Origin of the sequence: Streptomyces zhaozhouensis (assembly GCF_900230195.1) — a bacterium.
In the GTDB taxonomy this organism is placed as follows: domain Bacteria; phylum Actinomycetota; class Actinomycetes; order Streptomycetales; family Streptomycetaceae; genus Streptomyces; species Streptomyces zhaozhouensis.
Map to the genome: position 1 here is coordinate 122,513 of NZ_OCNE01000016.1, position 23,651 is coordinate 146,163.

General features: G+C 74.1%; 21 protein-coding genes. 6 read left to right on the forward strand and 15 right to left on the reverse strand.

Going from position 1 to position 23,651, the window contains the following annotated elements:
- Nucleotides 1-86 precede the first annotated feature (86 nt).
- Both CRP51_RS20910 and CRP51_RS20915 read right to left on the reverse strand, forming a co-directional pair.
- Complete coding sequence (locus CRP51_RS20910) at nt 87-881, reverse strand: SAM-dependent methyltransferase (protein WP_097232822.1); 795 nt, start codon at nt 879-881, stop codon at nt 87-89.
- A gap of 193 nt (nt 882-1,074) precedes the next feature.
- Entirely contained in the window at nt 1,075-1,506 is a 432-nt protein-coding gene (locus CRP51_RS20915) for a Rid family hydrolase (protein WP_097232823.1), read from the reverse strand.
- Nucleotides 1,507-1,669: 163 nt separating this feature from the next.
- Here CRP51_RS20915 and CRP51_RS20920 point away from each other — a divergent pair, with 163 nt between their 5' ends.
- Nucleotides 1,670-2,704, forward strand: a complete 1,035-nt coding sequence (locus CRP51_RS20920; protein ID WP_245880715.1) for a GlxA family transcriptional regulator — start codon at nt 1,670-1,672, stop codon at nt 2,702-2,704.
- A gap of 212 nt (nt 2,705-2,916) precedes the next feature.
- Nucleotides 2,917-4,428, forward strand: a complete 1,512-nt coding sequence (locus tag CRP51_RS29190; protein WP_097232825.1) for a serine/threonine-protein kinase — start codon at nt 2,917-2,919, stop codon at nt 4,426-4,428.
- A 123-nt stretch (nt 4,429-4,551) separates the two neighbouring features.
- Here the strand turns inward: CRP51_RS29190 and CRP51_RS20930 are convergent, their stop codons facing one another.
- The 6 genes from CRP51_RS20930 to CRP51_RS20955 form a co-directional block, all read right to left on the reverse strand.
- Nucleotides 4,552-5,871 carry a PP2C family protein-serine/threonine phosphatase gene (locus CRP51_RS20930; protein ID WP_097232826.1) on the reverse strand — a complete coding sequence of 440 codons (1,320 nt, stop codon included), beginning with the start codon at nt 5,869-5,871 and terminating at the stop codon, nt 4,552-4,554.
- 144 nt (nt 5,872-6,015) lie between these two features.
- Entirely contained in the window at nt 6,016-6,633 is a 618-nt protein-coding gene (locus CRP51_RS20935; protein WP_097232827.1) for a TOPRIM nucleotidyl transferase/hydrolase domain-containing protein, read from the reverse strand.
- Nucleotides 6,634-6,811: 178 nt separating this feature from the next.
- On the reverse strand, nt 6,812-7,666 hold the full coding sequence (locus tag CRP51_RS20940; protein ID WP_097232828.1) for an ABC transporter ATP-binding protein: 855 nt from the start codon (nt 7,664-7,666) through the stop codon (nt 6,812-6,814).
- 207 nt (nt 7,667-7,873) lie between these two features.
- Complete coding sequence (locus tag CRP51_RS20945) at nt 7,874-8,935, reverse strand: FecCD family ABC transporter permease (RefSeq protein ID WP_342749086.1); 1,062 nt, start codon at nt 8,933-8,935, stop codon at nt 7,874-7,876.
- Between the two features lie 107 nt (nt 8,936-9,042).
- The gene (locus CRP51_RS20950) at nt 9,043-10,122 is read right to left on the reverse strand and encodes an iron chelate uptake ABC transporter family permease subunit (RefSeq protein WP_342749087.1); all 1,080 of its coding nucleotides are present in this window, start codon (nt 10,120-10,122) and stop codon (nt 9,043-9,045) included.
- Between the two features lie 144 nt (nt 10,123-10,266).
- Nucleotides 10,267-11,019, reverse strand: coding sequence for an AraC family transcriptional regulator (locus CRP51_RS20955; RefSeq protein WP_245880716.1), 753 nt, complete (start codon nt 11,017-11,019; stop codon nt 10,267-10,269).
- A gap of 341 nt (nt 11,020-11,360) precedes the next feature.
- Here CRP51_RS20955 and CRP51_RS20960 point away from each other — a divergent pair, with 341 nt between their 5' ends.
- Together CRP51_RS20960 and CRP51_RS20965 are read left to right on the forward strand one after the other, a co-directional pair.
- On the forward strand, nt 11,361-12,359 hold the full coding sequence (locus CRP51_RS20960; RefSeq protein WP_097232831.1) for an ABC transporter substrate-binding protein: 999 nt from the start codon (nt 11,361-11,363) through the stop codon (nt 12,357-12,359).
- 1 nt (nt 12,360) lies between these two features.
- Nucleotides 12,361-14,238 carry an SIP domain-containing protein gene (locus CRP51_RS20965; RefSeq protein WP_097232832.1) on the forward strand — a complete coding sequence of 626 codons (1,878 nt, stop codon included), beginning with the start codon at nt 12,361-12,363 and terminating at the stop codon, nt 14,236-14,238.
- Between the two features lie 63 nt (nt 14,239-14,301).
- On the opposite strand, the gene CRP51_RS20970 is transcribed toward CRP51_RS20965, so the two are convergent.
- Nucleotides 14,302-14,604 carry a hypothetical protein gene (locus CRP51_RS20970; RefSeq protein ID WP_097232833.1) on the reverse strand — a complete coding sequence of 101 codons (303 nt, stop codon included), beginning with the start codon at nt 14,602-14,604 and terminating at the stop codon, nt 14,302-14,304.
- On the opposite strand from CRP51_RS20970, the gene CRP51_RS20975 reads away from it, so the two are divergent.
- Nucleotides 14,595-14,879: a hypothetical protein gene (locus tag CRP51_RS20975; RefSeq protein WP_097232834.1), complete on the forward strand. Its 285-nt coding sequence runs from the start codon at nt 14,595-14,597 to the stop codon at nt 14,877-14,879. The two genes, CRP51_RS20970 and CRP51_RS20975, sit on opposite strands and share 10 nt — an antisense overlap.
- A gap of 4 nt (nt 14,880-14,883) precedes the next feature.
- Here CRP51_RS20975 and CRP51_RS20980 read toward each other — a convergent pair whose 3' ends face one another.
- From CRP51_RS20980 to CRP51_RS21005, 6 genes are all read right to left on the reverse strand, one after another.
- Nucleotides 14,884-15,849 (reverse strand): glycoside hydrolase family 113 protein, encoded by a 966-nt coding sequence (locus CRP51_RS20980; protein ID WP_097232835.1) that lies wholly within the window; start codon nt 15,847-15,849, stop codon nt 14,884-14,886.
- Between the two features lie 131 nt (nt 15,850-15,980).
- The gene (locus CRP51_RS20985; protein ID WP_097232836.1) at nt 15,981-16,637 is read right to left on the reverse strand and encodes a response regulator transcription factor; all 657 of its coding nucleotides are present in this window, start codon (nt 16,635-16,637) and stop codon (nt 15,981-15,983) included.
- Nucleotides 16,634-17,869, reverse strand: coding sequence for a sensor histidine kinase (locus CRP51_RS20990; protein ID WP_097232837.1), 1,236 nt, complete (start codon nt 17,867-17,869; stop codon nt 16,634-16,636). Before CRP51_RS20990 ends, CRP51_RS20985 begins: the two co-directional genes overlap by 4 nt.
- Nucleotides 17,870-18,122: 253 nt before the next feature.
- Complete coding sequence (locus tag CRP51_RS20995) at nt 18,123-19,529, reverse strand: DUF6055 domain-containing protein (RefSeq protein WP_097232838.1); 1,407 nt, start codon at nt 19,527-19,529, stop codon at nt 18,123-18,125.
- A 410-nt stretch (nt 19,530-19,939) separates the two neighbouring features.
- Nucleotides 19,940-20,590, reverse strand: a complete 651-nt coding sequence (locus tag CRP51_RS21000; protein ID WP_097232839.1) for a hypothetical protein — start codon at nt 20,588-20,590, stop codon at nt 19,940-19,942.
- A gap of 15 nt (nt 20,591-20,605) precedes the next feature.
- A complete protein-coding gene (locus CRP51_RS21005) occupies nt 20,606-22,063 on the reverse strand; it encodes an alpha/beta hydrolase (protein WP_097232840.1) in 1,458 nt (485 codons plus the stop codon).
- A 488-nt stretch (nt 22,064-22,551) separates the two neighbouring features.
- Here CRP51_RS21005 and CRP51_RS21010 point away from each other — a divergent pair, with 488 nt between their 5' ends.
- Complete coding sequence (locus tag CRP51_RS21010) at nt 22,552-23,589, forward strand: NAD(P)H-dependent flavin oxidoreductase (RefSeq protein WP_170970625.1); 1,038 nt, start codon at nt 22,552-22,554, stop codon at nt 23,587-23,589.
- Nucleotides 23,590-23,651 lie beyond the last annotated feature (62 nt).

The window sequence follows — 23,651 nt, forward strand, 5'->3', positions numbered from 1 at the left end:
GTCCGCAGCACGCGCGCGGTTCCCCGCGCCCCCTGGGGGCGTGGGGAACCGCGCGGAAGTGATCAGGTCACCCCGAAGTGGTCAGGTCACCTCTTGTAGGCCACCGCGCCGTACTGGTGAACCTCCTCGGGGAGACCCAGGGCCAGGGTGTCGGGGCGCCAGCGGGAGCAGGAGACCAGTCCGGGCTCCAGCAGCTCCAGGCCGTCGTAGAACGGCCGGAACTCCTCCGGGTCGCGCAGGATGTAGGGCACGGGCGCCTGCGCGTTGTAGCCCTCGATCGCGGCCACGTAGTCCTCGCTGGTGCTGGTGCTGTCGTAGTGAACCAGGTAGCTGCCGGACGGCAGCCCCTCGACCAGCCGGCGGGCGAGGGAACGCGCCTCCTCGATGTCCTCGATGTGGCCGAGGATGCCCATCAGCATCAGCGCGGTCGGGCGGGAGAGGTCGAGGTGCTCCGCCGCCTGCTCCAGGATGGCCTCCGGCTCGCGGATGTCGGCCAGCAGATAGCGCGTGGCGCCCTGCGGGCTACTGGTCAACAGCGCCCGGGCGTGGGCGATGACCAGTGGGTCCTTGTCCACGTAGAGGGTGCGCGACTCCGGCGCGACGCGTTGCGCGATCTCGTGCGTGTTGTCGACGCTCGGCAGCCCGGTGCCGATGTCGAGGAACTGCCGTACGTCGGTCTCCTCGGTCAGGTGGCGCACCGCGCGGGCGAGGAAGTAACGGGCCGCACGCGCGCCGACGGTGATGCCGGGGAAGCGTGACTCGAACGCCTGGCCGGCCACCCGGTCCACCTCGTAGTTGTCGCGCCCGCCGAGCCAGTAGTTCCAGATCCGGGCGGAGTGCGGCACCGTCGTGTCGATGGCGTCACCGGTGTTCTCGTTCATGTGCTGCTCTTCCTGAAGACTGCTTCACACGGTCGCCGCGCCGGGCCGCATATGCCAGACGGGCCAAGTGGCGATTATGCGCCCGGAGTTGGCACGTGCGCACGACACGGGCACGGTTTCGGGCCCGGGTCGGGCACGAGCACGGCCGGCCGCCCGCCGTCGGACCGGGCGCGCCCGGTCCGACGGCGGCGTCTCACACCCTGGCGACGAACCTGGCCTCGACCAGCAGCTCGGGGAAGGCCAGCCGGGGCGTGCCGATCACCGTACTCGCGACCTGCGGGTCGGGCCGTCCGTAGGCCGCCTTGCGCACCGGCCCCCCGGAGGCGTGGATCGCGTCCAGGTCGATCGCGTAGATCACCTCCTCGACGACGTCGTCCAGGGAGGCGCCGAAACGCGCCAGCAGCTCGGCCGCGTTGGCGTACACCTGGCGCAGCTGCGCCGCCGTGTTGCTGGTCTCGGTGGCCCTTCCCGACGCGTCGCACGGCGCCGGGGCGACCAGTGTCTCCCCGTCGTGCGAGACCTGTCCCGAGAGGTAGACGGTGTCCCCGTGGCGCACCGCCTGCACGTAACCATGCGCCGTCTCCCAGGGCACGCCCCAGCTCTCGACCCGCTCGGCACCGCTCATCGTTCTCTCCTCGCTTCTGATGCGCCCTGTGCGCACACCCGGACGCTATGCGGCCGTTCCGGCGCGAAACAGACCCTGCCGTGCCAGGTGGAGCAGGGATCGTGCCAGTCGTGCCCCGCTCGTAAACTGGTCAGCTCCGGGGGCGGAAGCGGAAGGTAAACACGTGGTGGGTTCCAGCGCGGCAGGCGTCGGTGACACGGAGGTCGCCGTGCTCGCGCTGCCCCGCGCCTACGCGCTGGACGTCAGCATCGCGGCGCACGTCTTCGGCCGCCACCCCGGCTACTCGGTCGCCATCTGCGGCGATCCGGCCCCCGCCCGCCGCCCCGAAGCCGACGCGACCGCGGCGCGGGCGGAGGAGGAGGCGGCCGCGCGCCACCTCGCCGCGCAGCTCGGCCCCACCCGGCCGCTCGCGGACGCGGCCCGCGCCGGCATCGTGGTGGTGCCCGGCTACGACGATCCGGAACGCCCGGTTCCGGAGGCGGTGTCGACGGTGCTGCGGGCGGCGGTGGCGCAGGGGGCGCGGGTGGTCGCCGTCTGCACCGGCGTCTTCGCGCTGGCGGCCAGTGGCGCGCTGGACGGGCGCAGGGCGACGACGCACTGGCGCTACAGCGACCGGCTGCGGGCGCTGCGGCCGGCGGTCGACGTGGTGGAGAACCGGCTGCTCGTCGAGGACGGACCGTTCGTCACCTCGGCCGGCGCCGGGGCCGGGATCGACGCCTGTCTGCACGTGGTGCGCGCGGACTTCGGCAGCTCAGCGGCGGACGGCGTGGCGAAGGACGTCGTCGCACCCGCGCTCCGCCACGCCGAGGAGCCGCAGTACTCGGAGGTCCCGGCGCCCGACCGCGCGAGTCTGCGCGCCACCCGGGAGTGGGCGATCGCGCACGTGGCGGAGCCGCTCACCGTGCAGCGGATGGCCGACCACAGCCTGCTCTCGCGGCGGACCTTCGTGCGACGGTTCACCCGTGAGACGGGACTGCCCCCGATGCGTTGGGTCGCTCTCCAACGGCTGTACCACGCGCGGCGGTTGCTGGAGACCTCCGACTGGCCGGTCGAACGGGTCGCGGGAGCCGCCGGGTTCGGCAGCGCGGCGCACTTCCGAGCGTGCTTCCGGCGCGAGTTGGGCGTCACCCCGAGCGCCTACCGTCGCGAGTTCACCGAGGCGGAGGGGGCCCTGGCCGGGACCGACCCGACGGCCTGACCAGACAGTGACCAGGACGGTGACCAGTCCGGTGAGCCAGACCGGCTGACCAGACCAGCTGACCAGTCAGGTCGCCCCGCGCGTCCGCGTAAACCGATCAACAGACCACCTGACCAGTCGCCCGACCGGACTCCGCTGGTCTTGCGCGCCCCGCTGTGGTGTCATCGCTCCACGCACGCACGGGGGCGGCCGAGGGCGGGAAAGCGAGAGCGATGGCAACGGAGTTGGCGGCGGACGACCCACGGCGGGTGGGCAGGTACCGGATCACCGGGCGGCTGGGTGCCGGCGGGATGGGCCGGGTCTATCTGGGACGTTCCCCGGGCGGCCGGCTGGTCGCCGTGAAGGTGGTCCGCCCCGAGCTCTCCGACGACCCCGGCTTCCGCACCAGGTTCGCGCGGGAGGTCGCGGCGGCCAGAAAGGTCACCGGCCTCTTCACGGCCGCCGTCGTCGACGCCGACCCGGAGGCGCCGCTGCCCTGGCTGGCCACCGCCTATGTGCCCGGCCCCGCCCTGGACGAGGCGGTCGCGCGGCACGGGCCGTGGCCGGTGGAGGCGGTACGCGCGCTGGGCGCCGGGCTCGCCGAGGCGCTGGAGGCGATCCACGCCGCCGGTCTGGTGCACCGCGATCTCAAACCGTCCAACGTGCTGATCGCGCCCGACGGTCCGCGCGTCGTGGACTTCGGCGTCTCGGTCGCCGTCGAGGCCACCCAGCTGACCAGGACGGGCACGGTCCTCGGCACCCCGGGGTTCATGGCCCCCGAGCAGCTCAGCGGGCGGACGGTCTCGCCCGCGACCGACGTGTTCTCGTTGGGCGCGGTGCTCACGCACGCGGCCACCGGCACCGGTCCGTTCGGGACCGGGTCCGCCCAGTCCCTCAACTTCCGCATCGCCTACGAGCGGCCCGTGCTCGACGCGCTGCCCGCCGCGCTGCGCGAGGTGGTCGCCGGCTGTCTGGAGAAGGACCCCTCGCGACGGCCGGATCTGGCCTCGCTGCTGGACGAACTCGCCAGCGACGACCCGGACTTCACACCCTTCGCCGACCTCGCCGACCTCGCCGACGCCTCCGTGCCGGCCGGCCGGCCACCGACCCGCGTCGCCACCCCGGGCACCACCCGGCCGTCCGGACCGCTCGCGGGTGAGCCGGATGACGGGCCCGCCGGGGAGCCGGCCCGGGGCACGGCGGAGGAGACGGCCGACGGGGCGACCGAGAGGGCGACCACCCGTCGGGCACCGGCCGGTCCGCCGGAGCCGCCGACCGCCCTCCACTCCCCCACCCCGCCCGGCGCCGGGCCACCGCCGGCCCTCCTGCTCCCCGCCCGCCGGGACGCGGCGCTGCGCCGGGTCGCCCTCGCGCTGTGGTGCGCCCTGGTGGCGATCTCGCTCGCCATGGTGCTGCCGGCCGTCGACGGGGACAACGTGGTCACCGGACTCTCCGACGGCTCCTGGCCGTTCGCCGTCGCCGCCGCGCTGTGCCTCACCAGCTGCGGCACGGTGCTGGGCCTGCTGCCCCGGGTCCGGCGCGGAGCCGCCCTGCCCGACGGGGTCCGCGCCTTCCACGGCACCGTGACGGTGCTCACCGGCACGCTGCTGGCCGTCTTCGTCGTCGGTGGCCCCGCGAGCAACGACCTCGGCCCCGGGGTGTGGAGCTTCGTGCTCGGCACGCTGGCGATGGCCCCCGGCGCCCTCCCGCTCGCCGCCGCCGACCGACCGGACGGGAACCGTTGAGCCGTTGAGCCGTTGAGCCGTTGAGCCGTTGAGCCGTTGAGCCGTTGAGCCGTTGGCATCGAACGCCGGGCGGGAGCCGTCGACGTCGAACGCGGGACGGGGAGCGTCCCCCGTCGGCCCCGGTCAGCCGGTGTCGTCCCGGTCAAGCCGCAGGACCACCAGCACCGTGTCGTCCTCGGTCCCCTCGGGAGGCAGCAGGTCGGCCAGCAGCGCCTCGGCCAACTCCTCGGCCGGCGCGGTGCGATGGCTCGCCAGCGAGTCGGCCAGCCGGGCCAGGCCCCGGTCGATGTCCTCGTCGCGTCGTTCGACCAGCCCGTCGGTGTAGACGACCAGCACGTCCCCCGGCTCGAAGGCGACGCTGTCCTCGATCGTGCCGCCGCCCTCGGGGAGCAGTCCGAGTGGCGGGTTGGTCGCCCGGTCGAGGAGTTCGACGGTGCCGTCCAGACGGGCGAGCAGCGGTGGTAGGTGACCAGCACTGCTGTAGACCAGTCGACTGGCTGACCAGTCGACGTGGATCTTGACGGCGGTGGTCGACTCGGCGCCGGGGACGGAACGCGAGTAGAGGTCGAGGATGTTCAACGCCTCGGCCGGCGGCGTCGCGGCCCTGGCCAACGCGCTCAACGCGCTGCGCAACTGGCCCATGACACCTGCCGCTTCGAGCCCGTGGCCGACGACGTCACCGACCACGACCGACGAGTGAAGGGCGTCGACGTCGATCAGGTCATACCAGTCACCGCACACGTTCATCGTGGCGCTGGCCGGCTGGTAACGGACGGCGGCGTCGCGCGGCGCGAGGAGGTCGGGGGTCGGCAGCATCGCCTGTTGCAGCTCCATGGCGACATGCCGCTCCCGGGAGTGCGCCTCGCGCAGCCGCTCGTTGGTGTGCTGCAACTCGTCGGCCCTGGCCAGCAGGTCCGACTCCAGCCGCGCCCCGCCCGCGGTCGGCCGGCGGTCTTCGCGTCCCCGGCCTCCTCCCCGCTTTCCGTCCCGTCCCCGCGCCCCGTCCCGTCCACCGCCCGCGCCCCCGCCCTTGGTCCGCACCAGCCGGGTGACCTCCTCAAGCCGGTTGAGCAGCAGCCGCACCTCGCCGTCGGGACCGAGCACCGGGGCGTTGACGATGCTGAAGTACCGTTCCTCCCAGCGCCCGGCCCCCTCCTCCGGCTCCACGTCGTAGCGCTGGACGGCCATCACGTCGCGCCTGCGGGTGGCCAGTACGCGCTCCATCGACTGCCGCAGCCGGCGCACCCCGCTGGGGCGTTCGCTGTCCGGCTGGTCGGGGAACGCCTCGTAGGCGAGGCGGCCGATCACCTGCTCGCGCGGTCGGCCGGCGACCTCCAGGTAGGCGTCGGTCACGTCGACGAACCGCAGCTCCGTCGTGAGCAGCGCGAGCGGCGTCGGCGCCGCCCGGAAGGCCGCCCGGTAGTCGATCTCCGGCTCCGTCATCCTCGTCCGCCCCGTGTCGCTCGCTGTCCGGACTCTTCGTCCGGTGGCGTCACAGTAGGGGGCGAGGCCGTGCCCCTTCCCGCGCGCGCAACGGATGCCCCGCCAGGTCACACGGACGGCCCCGGGGCCGGCGGTCCGGCCGGGTCAGAGGCTGGCGAGCAGGTCGTCGAGGGGCGCCGGGACCCGGTCGGGCTCCAGGGCCTCGACGAGCACGCGGCCGTAGTGGATCTTGCGTCCCTTCTTGGTCCCGAGAAAACGCCGCAGCCGCTGCTGGTCAGTGCGGTCACGTTGCGCGGGTTGACGCAGGAAGGTTTCCAGTGGTCGCTGGTCACCTTCCGCTCTGACCAGTTCCTCGACGCGCCGGGCGCCCAACGCGCGGATCAGCTCGTCCTCCAGGTCGGCCGCGCAGACGAAGATGTTCTGCGGCCCGGCGCCGGCACGGGTCAACGCGCGTGCGTAGTAAGGGCGTTCGGCCTCATCGCAGAGGCCGGCCAGCCGCAGCCCGAGCCCGGTGGGCCCGAGGAGGTCGACAAAGCGACCCACACTCATCGCGCCGCCCATCGGCAGCACGCACACGCCCTCGGCCGCCAGGTCCCGGCCGCGTCGTTCGGTCAACGCGTCGACCGCCGCGATGTCGCTCGGCCCCTCGACCAGCACGACCGTCCGCACGTCGAGACGCCCGACCAGCTCCGCGGCGGGCTCGCCAGGACCGCCCGCCGCCCACGCCACGACCGCGTCCCGGAACGCCCCCATGTCAGCCATGGCACGAGTCTGCGCCCTCGGCGGCCGGGGCGGTAGGGGGTTTCCGCCCGCACGCCGCCGCGCCCCGCCACCCGTACCCGGCGCCCGTACCCGGTCCCCGGTCGCCGGCCTCGTCGTCCGGCCCCGTCGTCCGCGCGCCCGCGCCGAGCCCGCGCCGAGCCCGCGCCCGCGGGGCCGGTCAGCGCGCGGACGACGGCCGGGCGGTGCGGATCGGCTCGTCGGGGACCACGACGGGGGCGCCGGTGACCTCGTCGACCAGGACCCTGGCCGTCAGCCCGAACATGGTCCCGATCAGCTCGGGGGTGACGATCTCGCGCGGGTCGCCCCTGGCGATGATCCGGCCCTCGCGCATCGCCACCAGATGGGTGGCGTAGCGGGCGGCGTGGTTGATCTCGTGCAGAACCGCGACGACGGTCCTGCCCGCCTCCCGCAGCTCGCGCATCAGCCGCAACACCTCGACCTGGTGGCCGATGTCCAGGAAGGTGGTCGGCTCGTCGAGGAGGAGCAGCGGAGTCTCCTGGGCCACCGCCATCGCGATCCAGACGCGTTGGCGCTGTCCGCCGGAGAGCTGGTCGACACGGCGGTGGGCGAGGTCCAGGACGCCGGTGGCCCGGAGCGCGTTCTCCACCGCCCGCGCGTCCTCGCGCGACCAGCCGCGCAACACGCTCTGGTGCGGGTAGCGGCCCCGGGAGACGAGGTCGTGGACGGTGATGCCGTCAGGCGCGGTCGAGGACTGCGGCAGGAGGCCGACGCGGCGGGCGAGTTCCTTGGCGCCGTACCGGCGGATGTCCTTCCCGTCGAGCAGCACGCTGCCGCCGCGCGCGGCGTGCAGGCGCGCCAACGCGTGCAGCAGGGTGGACTTGCCGCAGGCGTTGGGGCCGATGACGACGGTGAGTTCGGCGTCGGGAACGTCGAAGTCGAGCCCGGGGAGGACGTCCCGGGCGCCGTAGCCCACGCGCAGTTCCCTGGCGGAGAGCCCGGGTGCGTCGGCCCGCCCCTCCGCCGGTCGGTCCGGCTGGGGAGTCCCCTTCATCTGCTTGGTTCCGTTCAACTGGTCAGGTGCTCCGTTCAACTGGTCAGGTCCGTTCCCCTCATCGGGTCCGGTCAACTGGTCGGGACCGGTCACCTGGTCAGAGCCCGCATCCGGTCAGTCGCGGGGCCTTTGGCCGTCTCGCCCGTTTCCTACTCCCGGTCCCGCGCGCGTCGGGCGACCCCCGCGCGCCGCTCCGCCCGATGTCGTTCACGAACGCCTCGACTCCACGACGAGCAGCCAGACCAGGTAGAGGCCGCCGAAGCACACGGTCACCGCGCCGACCGGCAACACGACGCCGGGGATGGCGTGTTGGGCCGCGACGTCCGAGGCGAGCAACAGCAGGGCGCCGACCAGGGCGGCGGAGGGCAGGTCGACGGAGCCGCCGCGCCGGGTGACGCGCCGGGCGATGTGCGGCGCGGCGAGCGCGACGAAGGAGATCGGTCCTGCCGAGGCGGTGACGAGCGCCGTCGTCACGACGCCGAGCAGCACCAGGACGGCCTTGGCCCGTTCGACCGGCACGCCGAGCGCCGCCGCCGTGGTGTCGCCCAGTTCCAGCTGCCGCAGCCACCGTCCGGCCAGCGGCAGCGCGGCGGCGACGGCGAGCGCCACTCCCCCCGCGAGCGCCAGCGTGGTCCAGTCCGCCCGGCTCAGCGTTCCGGCGCCCCACACGGCGGTGCGGAGCGCTTGCTGCTGCTCGGCCTTCACGAAGAACCAGGAGTTGAGCGAGGAGAGGAACGTCCCCACGGCGATGCCGACGATGAGGAAACGGAACCCGGAAAGCCCCCTGCGGAAGGCCAGGGCGTAGACCAGCCCCGCGGTCGCCACCCCGCCCAGCAACGCCCAGGCGGACAGGGCGACATAGCTGGTCGCGCCCAGCAGCACGGCGGCCACCACCCCGGTGAACGCCCCCGAGTTGAAGCCGATGACGTCCGGACTGCCCAGGGGGTTCCTGGTCAGGGACTGGAAGACGGCGCCGCTGACGCCGAGCGCGGCGCCGAAGAGCACGGCGGCGACGACACGGGGCAGCCGCCATTCCAGGACCACCGTGCGCAGGGTGCCCTGCTCCCGGCCGCTGAGGACGGACAGCAGCTCGGGGAGGGTGACCTGCGCGCGTCCCAGGGTGAGGGCCAGCGCCGCCAGCGACAGGACCAGCAGCCCGAGCAGTCCGCGGACCAGCAGCGGCCCGACCGCCACGCGCGCGCTGAACCCGCCTCGTCTGAGCACCAGATGGCGCGGGGCCCCCGGCTCCCGCCCCTCCCGCTCCCTCACGGCCCGAGACTGGTCACCGGTGTGGTCAGCGGCGTGATCACCGGTGTGGTCAGCCGTCCGGTCCGACTTCTGACCACCGTGGAACTGACCGGTCACCAACCGACCCTTCACAGCGCACTCGCCCTTCGCAGATGGACCATGACGATCAGCATCGGCGCGCCGACCAGCGCCACGACCACTCCGACCTGCAGCTCGCCGGAGCCGACCATGACCCGGCCCAGCACGTCGGCCAACAGCACCAGGGCGGGCCCGGCCAGCAGGCACAACGGCACGATCCAGCGGTAGTCGGGGCCGGTCAGCCAGCGCGCCGCGTGGCCCGCCATCAGCCCGACGAACGCCAGCGGTCCGGCCGCCGCCGTCGCCGAGCCGCAGAGCAGCGTCACCGCGACCACCACCCCGAGGCGCGTCAGCCCGACCCGCACGCCGACCGCGCGGGCCAACTCGTCGCCGAGCGCCAGCGCGTTGAGCGGACGCGCGCAGGCCAGCGCGACCACCAGGCCGGCGCAGACCCACGGCGCGACGGCGCCCACGGTGCCGACCGGCCGGTCGGCCAGGGTGCCGACGTCCCAGAACCGCACCCGTTCGAAGGTCTCGGTGTCCAGCAGCGCCAGGGTCTGGGAGAGCCCGACCAGCACGGAGCCGAGGGCCAGCCCCACGAGGGTGAGCCGCAGCGGGGTGGGGCTGCCGCGCCCCTGGGAGGCGATCAGGTAGACGGCTGCGGCGGCCGCGACCGCACCGGCGAAGGCGAAGTACAGATACTGGTCGACGCGGGTGACACCGAGGAACGCGACGGAGAGCGCGACGGCGAAGCCCGCGCCGGCGTTCACCCCCAACAGGCCGGGGTCGGCCAGGGGGTTGCGGGTCAGGCCCTGCATCAGCGCGCCCGAGACCGCGAGCGCGGCGCCGACCAGGACGCCGAGCGCGGTGCGCGGCACCCGGAGGTCGCGGACGGCGATGTGCTCGGGCGAGCCGTCGTGCCCGCCGAAGGCGCTGAGCACGGAGCTCAGCGGCACCTGGGTGGAGCCGACCATGATGCTCAGGGCCACGGAGACGGCCAGGAGCGCGGCGGCCAGCAGCAACGTGAGCAGGCGTGTCCGGGTGCGGCCGGCCAGCGGCTCTCGCGCGTCGCGCGCGTCGCCGTCCTCGGGTCCGCGCTCGCGGTGGTCCTCGCCCTCGCACGCGCTCACGCGTTGAACGTCTGCCACTTGTTCACGGTGCTCAGGTCCGTGGCAGTCACCTTTCCGGTGGTCACCTTCACAGTGGTCAGGCCGGCGTGCGGGGGCGGGGCCTGCCACGAGCCGGGTCGCGGGGTTCTCGTTCATGACCGCCCGCTACGCGACCCGGTCCGACAGCGCCAGGCGCGGATCGCGGCGCAGCACGTCGGCGTCCACCTCGCACTCCCGCGCGAGGGCGCGCAGCAGCCCGGAGCGCGTCGTGTAGCCGGCGCGCGCCGCCGCCAGCGTGGCCGGCGTGCCGGCGAGCAGCTCGGGTATCGCGGAGTTGAGGCGGGCGCGGGTGCGCCACCGGGCGAAAGCGAGACCGGTCTCGGCGAGGAAGAGCCGCTGCACCTGCCGCGCGCTCATGTGGTGGCGGCGCGCGAGCCGCTCCAGCGTGTCCGGGCCGCGCAGCGCGTCGCGCGCGATGGCGTGCGCCACCGGGTGGCGCGGCTCGACCAGCGGAAAGTACCGCGCACAGGCGGCGCGCAACGCCTCGCCGAGCGCCCGGCGGAACGGCGCGATCTGCGCCTCGGTGGTGGGCGCGGCCCCGAGCAGCACCGTCGCCACCCGACTCACCTCCGACAACACCGGAAGGCGCATCACCGGGCCGGGGGGCGCGTCCTCCGCGTCGAGCAACGGCCCGAGCACCAGGCCGCCCTCCGAGACACGGACGGCGTGCGGCACGCGCGCGGCGAGCCAGACGCTCTCCCCGGCCGCCAGACGGTAGGTGGTCTGGTCACCGGTGGTCAGGTGCGCGCGGCCGCTCACGACATGGACGAGATGCGGCAGTTCGTGCTGGTGGGTGTCGTGACCGGCGAACCGGATGGCGTGCTGCGGCACCACGGCGGCCAGCGGGGAGAGGGTCACGTGGCTCCTCCACGGTGAGCGGTGTTGCGAGAACGTGCGGTAGCGGTGTTGCGGACTCGTGCGGCCACGCGGGGCGTGACGCGTCGCGGGTCGTGACGCGTCACGGGTGGCGCCCCGTCGCGGTTGGTCGCCGGCGCCGCCGGTCGTGCGGCGCCGGGAACGATGGTCGTCCGGCGGCGGCTTCGGCGCCGGCGCGACGGCCCCCGTCCGGACGAGGACGTCAGCTGCGGCAGCCAACGTGTCACCCTGGGACCACCCGGACGAGGAAACTGAGGTTAGCCTAACCTCAGTTTCGATCGGCAGCATATGCCCTTTGTCATCATTCGTCTTCCGAGGTCGTCATGAAGCCCCCTCTCCGGCCCAGCCGTTCCGCCCCCGCCGCCCTCGCCGTCGCCACGGCTCTCGCCCTGGCCGGCTGCTCCTCGTCCGACGGCGCGGACGGTGGCGGCTCCGACTCCGCGACGCGGACCGTCACCACCGGCCAGGGGGACGTCCGGGTGCCCGAGGACCCTCGGCGCGTGGTGGTGTTGAACCACGCACTGGCCGGTTACCTCTACCACCTGGACGTGCCCGTCGCCGCGATCACCCCGGAGGCGGCAGACCAGGGCGAGGGCGCCTTCTCGGACGCCTGGGCGGCGGAGGCCGAGGAGGACGGAACCACCTTCCTCCCGTGGTCCATCGACGGATACGACATGGAGGCGATACTGGAGGCCGACCCCGATCTGATCGTCGGCGGCGGCCTCGGCTTGCCGCTCGTGCAGGCCGAGGAGGCGTACGAGGAGCTGAGCGGCATCGCGCCGACCGTGCTGGTCGGCGGCGAGTTGGACACCTGGCAGCAGCAGCTGTCCTTCCTCGCCGAGGACGTCTTCGACAAGCCGGAGCGGCACCGCGAGATGGTCGCCCACCACGACGAACGGGTGGCGGAGGTGCGCGACACCATCACCCCGCCCCCGGGCCCCGCCGCCTATCTGTCGATCACCGCCGACAACACGCCCTACGTCCTGATCGAGGACCAGGGGGTGCCGGCCGTACTGGAGGAGGTCGGCATCGAGGCCGCGCCGCTCTTCGCCGAGGGCGGCTTCGAGCCCTACACCAGCGGCGGCGACATGTTCGAGCTCTCCACCGAACAGATCGCGGGCACGCTGACCCAGCCCACCCTGTTCATCGCGGGTTTCAACGCCGACACGACGGATGTCGCGACGCTCTCCGAACAGCCGGCCTACGCCTCGCTGCCCTCGTTCGAGTCCGGCAACGCCCACGACCTGCCGTACTGGGTGGTGCGCCCCGACTACGACGACGCGCTGGCACTGCTCGACATCATCGAGGAGCTGTTCGGCTGAGATGGCGACACGGACTCTGGTGACCCACCCACTGGTACTGCGCCGGGTCGAGGTCGCCCACACCGAACGGGTCAACCCGCGCACGGTCCGCGTCACGTTGACCGGGGACCAGCTGGGCGCGTTCCACGCCGCCGAACGTGAGCAACCGGCCTTCGCCTCACCGGCGTTCGACGACCACGTCAAGCTCATCCTCACGGACGGCGGCCGGATCGAGGACGCGCTGCCCGTCCAACTCCCGCACGGCATCGAGTGGCCACGCGCGGAGCACCGGCTCTACCGCGACTACACCCCCAGGCGCGTCGGGGACGGCACGCTCGCACTCGACTTCGTGCTGGGGCACGACGGACCGGCCGCGGCCTGGGCGCAACGCGCCCGGGTCGGTGACGAGTTGTGGTTCGTCGGGCCGAAGTCGTCGACGGTGCTGCCGGAAGACCTCGACTGGATCGTGCTGCTCGGCGACGAGACCGCCCTCCCCGCCGTCGCGCGCTTCCTGGAGGAACGCCCCACCCATGCGCCGGCCGACCTCTACCTGACGCTCAGTCACCCGGACGCCCGCGTCGACCTGCCCACCCGCCCCGGCGACCGGGTGCGCTGGATCGAGGACCCGGAGCACGACCCGGCCCTTCCACTGCGGTTGGTCCGCGCGCACGCCTGGCGCGAGGGCACGGGGTACGTCTGGGGCGCGGGCGAGAGCCGGGCGCTGCTGCCGGTGCGCCGCCACCTGCGGAACGAGCGGGGCCTGGGCGCCGACCGGGTCAACATCACCGGCTACTGGCACGCGCGGACCTCGGAGGCGGCGGCCGACCCGGCGGGGGGCCGGGCCGGCGCGCCGCCCCGGGCGGGCGATCTCCCCTCGGCGGCCCTCGGCTGGTTCGCCGTCCGCGCCGCGCTGCGGCTGCCGGTGCTCGACACCCTGGCCGGCGCCGGGGCCCTGGACATCGGTGCGCTCGCCGAGCGCACCCGCGTTCCCCGACACCGGCTGGAGGCGCTGTTGAGCGTCCTCGTCCGGCACGGGCTGGTGCAACTCGCTGACGACACCGTGTCGTTGACCGCGTCCGGGGAGACCCTGGCGCATGACGAGCACGCGCGGGAGCGGTTCGACGGCTTCGACGCCGAACTGCTGCTCTCCCTGGCCTCGTTGGACGAGACGCTGCTGAGCGGCACGCCGGGCTGGGCACTGGCCCATGGGCGGACCGTCCGCGAGGCGGCCGCCGAGGACGCGGAACTGTACGGCGAGTTGGTGGAACGGGCGGAGTCCCTGGCGTTCGTGCTGGACGCGTTGGCCGCCGATCCCGTGGTGGCCGGCGCGTCCAGCGTGGTCCTGCACGGCCCGGGCGCGGCCGCCGTCGCCAACACGCTGCGTGACCGCGGCGTCCGGGCGGCGCTGACGGTGACCGGTTCGGTGGAGGCGCTGCGCGCGCTCCGGCCGCTGGTCAGGGACGAACGGGTCGCGTTCGGCGGCGAGTTCGGCGGTGAGTTCGGCGGCGAGTTCGGCGGCGAACTCGCCGAGCGGCCCGACGGAGGAGGGAGCGGAGAGACCGGTGGGGAATCGGTCGAGCCGCCCGGTCGGTTCGAGGTCGCGGTGGCCGCTCTCTCCCTCGCCCACCGCACGGATGACGAGGCGCGACGGCTGCTCGCGCGGGCACGTCGCGCCGCCGGGACCCTGCTGCTGGTGGAGTCACCGCGCCCGGACGAACTCGGCCCGGCCGCCGCTGACCAGCGGCTGCTGCGGACGGCCCTGACCGGGGTACCGTCCCGTTCGCCCGAGGCGGTCGCCGAGCTGGCGGCCACCGCCGGCTGGTGCCTGACGCGCACCCTTGCGCTGGGCTGGGGCTACGCCGCCCTGGTGCTGACGGAAGACGGGCCGGGGCTGGGCTGACGGGGGGCGCGGACGACTCCAACCGGCGCCGGTCCGCGCCCGGTTGGGGCGCCGGGCGCGGCGTCAGCGGGCCGCGCGGATGGAGTCGCCCAGCTCGCCGAGGAACGCGTCCGCTGCCTGCTCGGGCGTGGCGTCCCCGAAGAGCACCTGCTGGTTGTAGCGGCTGAGCAGCAGCGCGACATGGTGGAGGGCGACTGGAGCGCGCGCTCCGGGTTCTTCCTCGACCGCCACAACGAGATGCGCGCCGTGGAACGGACGCGCGGGCGTGCCCTCCAGTTGACCACCTCGGCCCTGGAACGCCTGGGCGCGGAGCCGTCGCATCCGCTGCCCGGCGCCGGTCCCGGCGGTCGGGAGCTGTGGGAGCATCTCGGTTCGGTGCGAGTCTCCGGCAGTTCAAACTCGCCCTGTTCTGCCGGGCGTTCGGCAGGCCGGTGCCGGGGGCGGAGCGCATCCGCGAGGCCACCCTGCGGTGCGTCCGTGAGGAGGAGTGCGCGGACGCCTGCTGGTTGCGGAACCCGATCGAGCTGGTCGAGGTGCTGGAGCCCCAACTGGGCGCGATGTCACGGCGGGACACCGACGAGCTGGTGCGCCTCTCGACGGCCAACGCGGCGCGGTTCGCCGCGGCCGACGGCGGGCGGTGAGCGGCTATCCGTCCCGCGCGCCGTAGCGCCGGGCAACCTCGTGGAAGGCCGCCTTGGGGCGACGTTCGCCGGTCTCGGTGACGGCGACCAGTCCGAAGCCGGCCCGGTCGAGGTCGGTCGCCGGGTCGTCCCGGTGCGGGAAGTCCGGCATGGCGTAGGTGAAGACGAAGCAGCCGTGCACGGCCTCCGCCGCGTACAGCGCGATGAGTTCCCCGAGGTAGCGGGCCTGGACGGACTCGTCGCGGGGATGCGCGCGCCGGATGCTCGGTGTGGTGGCATACCAGTTGACGATCTGGAAGGAACCGGCGCCGCGCGCATCCGCCCCGGTGAAGGCGCCGCAGCCGAACTCGGTGATGACCAGGGGCTTCTCGTGTGACCTGACCAGTTCACGCAGGCGTGGAACGTAGTCGTCCCGGTTGCCGGCCGAACGATAGAGGTTCACTCCGACCAGATCGAAGGGTGACCAGTCAGGGCTCTCCCAGCCGGCCGCCGCGTAGGTGAGCGGGCCGTGGAACCGGCGCCGCGCGGTGGCGGCGGCCGCCGCGAGCAGGTCGTTCAACCGCCGTTCGACCCGCCGTCGCAGCAGCCGGCGGAATCTGAGCACCACCCGCAGCCGCACGAAGGACCAGGGGCCGGGGACGATGCCGGGCACGGTGTGGGAGAACTCGCCGCCGACCATCAGCGTCACCCGACCCGGGTGGCGTACGCGCAACTCCTCGGCCCGGCGAGCGAGTTCGTCCAGACGAGCCAGGAGCAGGGCGCGGGGCAGCTCGGCTGAGTGCGGCCGCAGGTAGACGTCGAGCCCGGCGTCGAGGGCGAGTCGGCCGACGGCGACCAGCCGTGCGGTATCCGGGCCGATCAGCATCACGGTGGTACAGCGCAACTCGCGTGCGATGTCCCGCAGGTCGCGCCGCACCGCGTCCTCGCTCGCGTCGCCCACGAGGTAGGAGACGCCACGGACGTTCAGCATCGGGGATCCGCCGGGGTGTGAGGATTCATGTCCCGGACCCTAGGCAGGCCGCCCGGGTCGGTGCCTCCGCCGAACGGCCGGAGCCGGCCGGTCGAACGGCCACCGCCGGCCGCCACCGCCACGGGGACCCGTTATGCGCTTGGGTCCCGCGCGTCGTGGGCGAGCAGCGCCAGTTGCACCCGGTTGTCCAGTTCCAGCTTGGTCAGCGCACTGGACAGATGGGACTTGACTGTGCCGAGGGAGAGGTAAAGCCGTGCGGCGATCTCGGCGTTGGAGAGGCTCTCGGCGACGGCGTCGGCGACGGCGCGTTCCCGTTCGGTGAGGACGGACAGCCGCCGCCTGGCCCGTTCCGCCCGCGATTCGTCGCCGGTCCCGCTGGTGGCGTGTGTGATCAGCGCACGGGCGGCCGCGTGGGAGAGGGTCGGCTCGCCCCTGGCGGCGCCGCGCACCGCCTCCACGATCTCCTCGGGAGCCGCGTGCTTGACCAGATAGCCGACGGCTCCGGCGCGGATCGCCTCCAGCACGAGTCCGTGCTCGTCGAAGGTGGTCAACACGAGGACCCGGGCCGATGCGTCACGGGAGAGTGCACGGGTGGCCGCCAGGCCGTCCATGACCGGCATCCGGATGTCCATCAGCACCACGTCGGGGGCGTCGCGGCGCACCGCGTCGACCACCTCGGCGCCGTTGGCGGCCTCCCCGGTCACCTCGATGCCGTCGGCGCCCCGCAGCATCATCCGCAGCCCGGTGCGGACCAGCGGGTCGTCGTCGGCCAGCAGCACTCGGATCACGTCCTCACCTCGCCGGGCCACGGTAGCCGGGCGCACAGTGTGAACATGCCGTGCGCGGCGGCGTGTTCGAGCGTTCCGCCGTCCAGTCTGACCCGTTCGGCCAGCCCGGTCAGTCCGGCGCCGGCGCCGGGGATCCCGTTCCCGGCGGGCGCCCCTGGGGTGGCGCGCAGCGGGTTGCGGACCTCGACGGTCAGCTCCCCTCCCGGGCCGCCCGTCATCCGCACCGTCACCGGTGCGCCGGGCGCGTGCTTACGCGCGTTGGTCAGTCCCTCCTGCACCAACCGGTAGGCGGTGCGGTGGAGTTGCACGCGCAGCCCGGCCAGCGCCCGCTCGTCCAGGTCGCGGTGCGTCTCGACCCGCTGGCCTGCCGCCTCGGCCTCGCCCACCAGGGTGTCGATGTCCTCGATCCGACGCAGCAGCGAGACGGGCTCCCCCGCCTCGCCCTCCGCGTCGTCCTCGGAGCGGAGCAGGGACAGCACCTCCCGCAGTTCTCCGACGGCGGCGTGCGCGTTGCCCCTGATCACCTCGGCGCTCTCGGCGACCTCGACGTCGCTGAGCGCCGGGCCGCCGCCGTCCGCCGCCCGGCGCGAGCGGTAGGCGAGCGCCCCGGCGTGCACGGACAGCAGCGAGACGCGGTGCGCGAGCACGTCGTGCATCTCGCGGGCGATGGAACGGCGTTCGGCGTGCCGGGCCTCGTTCAGGCGGCGGGCGTGCTCGGCCCGGTCCCGTGCGGCGTCGGCGCGCAGCCGTTCCACCAGCAGCCGCCGCGAGCGCAGCGCGTACCCGAGGGCGAACGCGGCCAGCAGATAGGTGCAGCCGAACGCGAGGTCGAACCCCACGTTCCCCTCCGTGCTGGAGATCAGCACTCCCGAGGGGATCACCGTCACCGCGTAGAGCGCGCACAGCGGGAGGACGCGGCGCCAGGGAGCGCGCGCCGCGAGGTTGACGATGATCACCACGCCCGCCGGCAGGGCGCTGCTGGCCAGCGCGACGGTCGGCACGCCGATCAGCGCCACGGTGAGCGGCAGACGCCGGCGCCACCACAGCGCAAGGCAGGCCACCAGTCCGAGCACCGGGTCCCACTCGGCGATCAGCTCCGGCTGCTCGCCGCTCTCCTGGACGATGCCGAGGGTCACGAGGCCGAAGAGGACGGCCGTGCAGAACAGTGCCGTGTCGACCGCCCACCGGCCCAGGGCCCGCCGTGCCCCGAGGGCCCCCGTCTCGCTGCTCACGCCCCGAGCCTAGGCGGCCTTCCGGCGGGTGCGCCTCAGCCGTCCGGCCGGTGCGGCTCGGCCACTCGGCCGATGTGCCTCGGGAGCCTGTGCCCCCGGGGGATGTGTGCCCGGGGGGGATGTGTGCTCGGGGCCCGGGGGCCCGAGGCCCGGCCGGCCCCCACGCTCGCTCATCGCCCACCGCCCGCCCGCCGCGGTACCCCGCGCCCCCGAACCGCCTACCGGCCGAGGGGGGCGCGGGGAACGCGTGGGCTCACCGGGTCGGGGAGGCACCCCGGAGGGTCAGCTCGTACGGAAACGGGTCGCCGACGCCGACCTGGCCGGCCGGGTAGTTCCGGTGCTCGGAGGGGGTGGCGGCGACGACCAGCATCAGATGGGTCTCGCCGCCCTGGAGGCCGAAGTCGGCCGTCTCGCCGGGGCCGAAGGTGTCGCTGTAGCGGACGGAGAAGTCGGGGGAGACCGCGGCGAGCCGGAACCGCCAGTCCGCGCCGGAGAGGTCGGAGTCCCCGGTCAGGCCGACGGAGACCTGGTCGCCGCTCGGGGTCAGCTGGACGATGTTGTGCCCGTACTGGTGCGGCGCCTCGCTGTCGGCGATCCGGTAGCGGTCGCCGCCCAGGCTCTGGAGCGGGTCGGTGTGCAGCGGACGGTAGTCTCCGCCGTCGGTCCACAGGTCGCCGCGGATCGCGTCGCCGTCCGAGAAGTCGTAGACGACCTGCCGCGAGGTGTACTCCGCGATCAGCTCGGCGAACGCCTCGTGGTCGAGACCGAGAACGCGCTTGATGGTGTCGATCGGGTGCTCGCCCTGTTCGGCTTCGTACCAGAACTGGTCGATCACGTCCGGTCCGTAGAGGTCGCGGATCGTGTTGAACAGCATCCAGTCGCCGTAGTAGGTCTCCTGCGAGAGCCAGCGGAAGTGCTGCCGATCGATGAGGTAGCCGGAGCCGGCGACGACCTCGGGGCGCTTCATCCGCGCCAGGTAGTTGGCGTGTGCCTCCCAGACCGGTCCGGCCGCCGTGTTGCCCGCGCCCCAGCCGCCGCCGTGGCCGGCCGCGATGTTGAGGTCGACGGCGTAGATCTGGAGCACGTGACCGAACTCGTGGGACTCGACCCACTCGTCCCAGATCTTGTCGTACGGCAGGCACATGTGGCCGAGGCCGATGTCGTCGCCGCCCGCCCAGTTCGCCGGTGGCAGGAAGTCACCCGACCAGGTGCCGCAGAGGTGGAGGTTGATCCGGTACCGGGAGCCCACGGGGTGGTCGGCGGGGTCGACGAAGCCCACCTCGTCGACGTAGTACGCGTAGATCTCGTCCATGTGGTCCGCGACCCACTGCGGGTAGTTGTCGATCCCGTGGGTCTCCCGGCCCCAGGCGACGGCGTCGACCGCGTCGCCCCAACGGACGGCGAAGTGCTCCGACTCGGCGACGTTCCCCGTCTCGGCACCCGCGTCGACCATGAACTGGGGCACGCGTGTCTGCTTGTCCGCCCGCGTCCCGGCGTCCGACCTCGCGGTGGCGGCTTCCGACGCGGTGGCGGACTCGGGCGGGGCGCCGGCCGAGGCGGCGGGTCCGGAGAGCACGCCGGCGGTGGCGAGCGCGAGGACGAGCACGAGGCCACGGCGGCGCCGGCCGGAGGTGGCGGGCGTGCGCAGTCTTCGGAACATCGGTGAACCTTCCCGTCGCGGGTGGGGACGGCCGAACGTCGGCGCGCGGCCGCCGCCGGCCCAGGCAGGGGCGCTGAAGGACCCGTTGGGCCCGCGTACCCCGGTCGCCGCCGGCGGGCGAGAGGTTGCCGCGCTCCGGCATCGCGTCCATGGCGACGTGCCTCGCGTCCGGTCCCGGCGACCAACACCCCGGGCGCCCCGGGCCCGTCGGGCTCACGCGGTGCCCCGTGACGGGAGACCCCCTCCGCCGTTCCCCCGCCCCGGACCGTGGGACGACCGGGCCCTCCGTCTCCCCTCTCGCTGTCCATGGACGAGAGCGCGTCCACGGACAGCGACGGGGGGAACGGCGGAGGGGGAACGGCGGAGGGCCCGGTCGGACGCGCCTCCGGCGCCCTCGACCGCCGTGCGGATCAGCCGACTCCGCCGTCCAGAAGCCAGTGGTAGCGCAGGCGCCACGCGCGCTCCGTGCTGGCGAGCACCGTCGACAGCACGAGCATCGCGTTGAGCCACACCGGCAGCCGGGGCGCGGAGAACTCGCCGACCCGCTCGGCGACCGCGGGTATCTCGGTGAGTGGGGCGGCGATCTGGGTGAGCAGCAGCGCCAGGGAGACGATCAGCACGAGCACGGAGACAGAGCCGATCGCCCGGCTCAGCCCCGGACTCGTGTGTTCGAGCCGCGCCCGGCGCCCCTCGGCTGAGGCGCGGTCCGGGGTGAGCTGGTGCTCGGTCCCCGCGTCGGTCAGGAAGTGGCAGCGTTTGAGCCCGAAGCCGCTCATCGCGACCTCGACGCTGCCGCCCGGGACCGGGAAGCGGGCGGGCAGCTTCGAGGTGGCGTGCTGCTTGCCGTCGAGGTAGAGCTGGGCCTTGACCTCGTCGGACGAGCCGCCCATCCAGTGCCTGACGTCAACGGTGTAGAGCGCCGTCCCACCGTCGGGACGCGTCAGGCGAAGGTGGAACAGCGCGCGGAAGAGCAGCTGCCACCAGCGGAAGCGCTGCAGCGCGCGCCCGTCTCCCGGCCTGACTCGCTGCTCCGCCCGGCGGCGCCGCCACTCCTTCCACATGCGGGGCCTCTCCCTTTACTCGGCCGGCTCCGCCGCGCAGGCCAGGTCCTGCGAGGGGCGCTCACCGGTGGTCAGATAGGCGGTCACCGAGTCGTTCGCGCAGGTGTTGCTCCCGAACGGGTAGACGCCGTGCCCGCCTTGGTCGGCGGTGACCAACACGGCGCGCTGGCCGAGCGTCTCGCGCAGCTCCCGGGCGCCGGCCAGCGGCGTCCCCGGGTCGCGCTCGTTCTGCACGATCAGGATGTTCGACGGGCCCTCGTCGCCTATCCGCACCGGCGGCTCGGTCGCCTCGGCAGGCCAGAACGCGCACGGGTTGACGCTCGCCACGCTGCCGCCCAGCATCGGGTGGCGCTCCCGGTCGACGGCGACGGCCTCCTGGTAGGCCTCCACGGTGTCCGGCCACTCCGAGTCGGCGCATATCACGGCGAACCGCGACGCCATCAGATTCTCCATGTCCCCCACCACCGGCGGCAGGGACGGCAGCGGCTGCCCCGTATCGAGGGCCTGCCACGCCTCGGCCACCTGCGGCATCAGCGCGTCGACATAGAGCCGGTCGAACGTCAGCCCGCGAAAGAGCGTCCCGTCCACGCCCTCCGGGGACGGCTCGGCGTCCAGCCGCTCCGCCAACTCGAAGAACGTCTCCGTCACCTCCTCCGGCGTGGTGCCGAGGCCGTACTCCGGGTGCGCGGCGGCGTACTCCGCGAAGTCGGGGAAGCGGTCCTCGAAGCCCGGGGCGAACCTCCGCATCGCCGTGAAGTCGTAACCCCCGGCGCCCAACGCGCTGTCCAGCACCATCCGGTCGCCGCGCTCCGGGAACATCTCCGCGTACACCGAGCCGAGATAGGTGCCGTACGAGGCACCGAGATAGGAGACCGTCGACTCGCCCAGCGCCTCCCGGATCCGGTCCATGTCCCGGGCCGTGTTGGCCGTGGTCAGGTGCGGCAGCATCCACGCCGTGTCCGCGTCGCCGCAGCGCTCCGCGATGTCCCGCGCGTACTCCGCCTCGCGCTCCACGTCGGCGTCGGTGTGCGCGTACGTCGGGAAGTTCCCCCGGCTCTGCTGCTCCTCCGTCAGGTCACAGGTCACGCGCGTGCTCTCGCCCACGCCGCGCGGCGCGAAGCCGATCACGTCGTACGCGTCCAGCACCTCCTGCGGCAGCCCGCCGGCGGCGAGCTGGGCCGGGTACGCCAGCCCGGAGCCGCCGGGGCCACCGGGGTTGGTCATCAGAGCGCCGCGACGCTCGGCCGGCTCCTCGCTCGCCAGGCGCGAGACGGCGATCTCGATCTGCCGGCCGTCCGGGTCGGCGTAGTCGAGCGGCACCTCCAACGTGGCGCACTCCAGCCCCGGCGCCTCCACCCCCTCGGGACACGCGCCCCACCGGAGGCCGTCCGGGGAGTCCGCCACGGCCACCCCCGGGGCCGCCGTCACCGCCAAGGCGGCCACGACGAGCCCGAGAGACAGGGATCGATGCATCGGTAGGTCCTCCCCTTGGGGCGCCCACGGGCGCCCGCTCGCTCTCACCAGTCGGCGTATCGGCCAGGCGAGGTCACGGAGAACCGGCACGCGGTGAGCCAGGAGGTCACGCGAGGCCAACGGGTCAACGGGACCGAGGCGCCGGGCCGAGCGCCTACACAACGTGATCCAGTCTTCGCCCGGCGACGCCCCCTCGGCAGTGACATCCGTCATCACTTCCCATGAGGGAAGTCATGGACAGCCATGCCCCGCGCGGCACACCGGCCCGCTGCCCGACGCGACGTCAACTCCCCTCGTCAACGGTCCTGTTGCCCCGTCGACCCGCCACGCGGAGGCCACGCCGCGGAGCGCCGGGCCGCCGCGAGGACCCCGCCCGCGTACGGCCGCGGGGCACGGGCGCGGGGCGCGGGCCTACGGAACACGGGCCTACGGGGCACGGGGGCGTGGCACGTCGTAGCGTCGGGAGCGGCAAGACGTCGTCGCGAAGGATGCCCGCCGTGAACCCTCTGCTCGAACGACTCGGAGTGACCCTGCCCGTGTTCGCCGCCCCGATGGCCGGCGGCGCCGGCACCCCGGCGCTGGTGACGGCGGCCGGGCGGGCCGGCGGCCTGGGCTTCGTCGCCGCCGGCTACCGGACGCCCGAGGCGCTCGCCGAACAGATCGGCGCGGTCCGGGACACCGGGGTGCCGTTCGGCGTCAACGTCTTCGCGCCGCGCCCGGTGCCGGTCGCGCCCGCCGAGTACCGGCGCTACGCCGAGGTGCTGCGCCCCGAGGCCGAACGGTACGGCGTCGCGCTGCCCGAGGCACCCGTCGAGGACGACGACGGGTGGGACGCGAAGATCCGGCTGCTGCTGGAGGCGCCGGTCCCGCTGGTCTCGTTCACCTTCGGCCTGCCAGAGGCCGCCGTCGTCGAGGCCCTGCGCCCGGCGGGGACGCTCGTGGCGCAGTCCGTCACCTCGGCCGCCGAGGCGCGCGCCGCCGCCGACGTCGGGGTCGACGCCCTGGTGGTCCAGGCGTCGGCCGCGGGCGGCCACTCGGCGACGTTCACTCCGGAACGGCCGGTTCCCGACGTCCCGTTGCCCGCGTTGGTGGCCGAGGTGCGGCGGGCCGTCGCGCTTCCGCTGATCGCGACGGGCGGGATCGCGCACGCCGAGGGCGTGAGCGCGGCGCTGCGCGCCGGCGCGAAGGCGGCCATGGTGGGAACGGTGCTGCTGCGGACCGGGGAGAGCGGCGCGTCGGCGCCGCACCGGGCGGCGTTGGCGGATCCGGCGTTCGCCGGGACGGTCGTCACCCGCGCGTTCACCGGCCGCCCGGCGCGCGCCCTGCGCAATCACTTCACCGAGCGCTACGACGCGTCGGCCCCGGCCGGCTACCCCGCGCTGCACCACCTCACGGGCCCGCTGCGCCGCGCGGCGACGGCGGCGGGCGACACCCGGCTGATCCATCTCTGGTCCGGCACCGGCCACCGCGAGGCCCGCCCAGAACCGGCGGCCGAGACGCTGCGCCGGCTGGCGGGGGGCGCGTGACGCGCGTGCGCCCGCGTGCCGGACCGGCCCTCCGACCGGGGCGCGCGCCCGCGTGCCGGCGC

What these genes read in the sequence shown, in the direction of transcription:
- CRP51_RS20960 (WP_097232831.1), top strand. Translation starts at nt 11,361, where the DNA reads ATGAAGCCCCCTCTCCGGCCCAGCCGTTCCGCCCCCGCCGCCCTCGCC.
- CRP51_RS20980 (WP_097232835.1), bottom strand. Translation starts at nt 15,849, where the DNA reads ATGCTGAACGTCCGTGGCGTCTCCTACCTCGTGGGCGACGCGAGCGAG.
- CRP51_RS20915 (WP_097232823.1), bottom strand. Translation starts at nt 1,506, where the DNA reads ATGAGCGGTGCCGAGCGGGTCGAGAGCTGGGGCGTGCCCTGGGAGACG.
- CRP51_RS21010 (WP_170970625.1), top strand. Translation starts at nt 22,552, where the DNA reads ATGCCCGCCGTGAACCCTCTGCTCGAACGACTCGGAGTGACCCTGCCC.
- CRP51_RS20935 (WP_097232827.1), bottom strand. Translation starts at nt 6,633, where the DNA reads ATGGCTGACATGGGGGCGTTCCGGGACGCGGTCGTGGCGTGGGCGGCG.
- CRP51_RS20995 (WP_097232838.1), bottom strand. Translation starts at nt 19,529, where the DNA reads ATGTTCCGAAGACTGCGCACGCCCGCCACCTCCGGCCGGCGCCGCCGT.
- CRP51_RS29190 (WP_097232825.1), top strand. Translation starts at nt 2,917, where the DNA reads ATGGCAACGGAGTTGGCGGCGGACGACCCACGGCGGGTGGGCAGGTAC.
- CRP51_RS20930 (WP_097232826.1), bottom strand. Translation starts at nt 5,871, where the DNA reads ATGACGGAGCCGGAGATCGACTACCGGGCGGCCTTCCGGGCGGCGCCG.
- CRP51_RS20965 (WP_097232832.1), top strand. Translation starts at nt 12,361, where the DNA reads ATGGCGACACGGACTCTGGTGACCCACCCACTGGTACTGCGCCGGGTC.
- CRP51_RS20940 (WP_097232828.1), bottom strand. Translation starts at nt 7,666, where the DNA reads ATGAAGGGGACTCCCCAGCCGGACCGACCGGCGGAGGGGCGGGCCGAC.
- CRP51_RS20910 (WP_097232822.1), bottom strand. Translation starts at nt 881, where the DNA reads ATGAACGAGAACACCGGTGACGCCATCGACACGACGGTGCCGCACTCC.
- CRP51_RS21005 (WP_097232840.1), bottom strand. Translation starts at nt 22,063, where the DNA reads ATGCATCGATCCCTGTCTCTCGGGCTCGTCGTGGCCGCCTTGGCGGTG.
- CRP51_RS20970 (WP_097232833.1), bottom strand. Translation starts at nt 14,604, where the DNA reads ATGCTCCCACAGCTCCCGACCGCCGGGACCGGCGCCGGGCAGCGGATG.
- CRP51_RS21000 (WP_097232839.1), bottom strand. Translation starts at nt 20,590, where the DNA reads ATGTGGAAGGAGTGGCGGCGCCGCCGGGCGGAGCAGCGAGTCAGGCCG.